This window comes from Pseudomonas sp. G5(2012) (genome assembly GCF_000408945.1).
GTDB lineage: Bacteria > Pseudomonadota > Gammaproteobacteria > Pseudomonadales > Pseudomonadaceae > Aquipseudomonas > Aquipseudomonas umsongensis.
Window position 1 is genome coordinate 1 of record NZ_APIO01000210.1, and the last position, 1154, is coordinate 1154.

Below are 1154 nucleotides of genomic sequence, written 5' to 3' on the forward strand. Positions count from 1 at the left end.
GTGCCGGTTTTGTCGAACACTACCGTACTCAGTTTTTCAGCCCGCTCTAATACTTCACCGCCACGGATAAGGATGCCGTTATCGGCGCCCTTGCCAACACCGACCATTAACGCGGCGGGCGTCGCCACGCCCAATGCGCAGGGGCAGGAAATGATCAGAACCGCGATAAAGGCCAATAACCCCTGCGGAAAGTTCCCCACAAGAGACCAGCCGACAAGGGCCAACAACGCGACCGCCACCACTGCCGGCACAAAGTAGCCGGTAACCTGGTCAGCCAACCGCTGGATCTGTGCCGTACTGGTCTGCGCCTCCTCGACCATCTTGATAATCTGCGCCAGTGCGGTGTCGGCACCGATCCTGCTCGCCTTGAAAGTGAGCACGCCACTGCCATTGAGCGTACCTCCGATTACCGGGCTGCCCGGGTGTTTGTCGACCGGCATCGACTCGCCGGTCAGCATGGACTCATCGACCGTTGACTGACCCTCACTGACATCGCCATCGGTGGGGATCTTCTCGCCAGGCTTGACCACCAGAAACTCGCCGACCATGACGTTTTCAGCGGGCAAGTCGACCTCCTGTCCATCACGAATCACGTGCGCAATCGCAGGCTTGAGATCAAGTAGGCGTCGTACTGCGGCTGAGGATTTTGTCTTGATGATCTCCTCCATGTACCTGCCCAGCAGTACGAAGGCAATGATGACCGCCGAGACCTCGAAATAGACGTCGCGCTCGGCCACCTTGACCGGCAGGACGTCCGGAAAAAACAACACCGCGACACTATAAAAATAGGCGACCGACGTGCCGAGGGCGATCAGAAAATCCATGTTGATGTTTAGGGTGCGAATGGCGTTCCACGCCCCCTTATAGAAACCCCAGCCACCGATGAACTGCACCGGTGTTACCAGCAGGAATAGCCATATACCCCATGTGAACCAGGGGAGTGCCGGGATCGGCGCCCAAGTCAGCAGTGTGGCACCAGCGGCGAGTGCAATGAAGGCGCCAGCACGCAGCAGTGCCAAGGCCAGTACCCCGGTCAAGGCGATGGTGACGCGGGTTTTCATCGCCTTCAGTTCATTTTCCGGCGACTCGAAGGTGCGCAGGCAGGTATCGCTGCAAAAGTAATAGCTGCGCCCGCCACGTTCTCGTGACAACGC

1 protein-coding gene is annotated in these 1154 nt (G+C 58.6%); it reads right to left on the minus strand.

Annotated features, from left to right (window positions below):
* On the minus strand, window positions 1-1154 hold a 1154-nt coding region (locus tag PG5_RS32705), incomplete at both ends, for an HAD-IC family P-type ATPase (protein WP_155943769.1).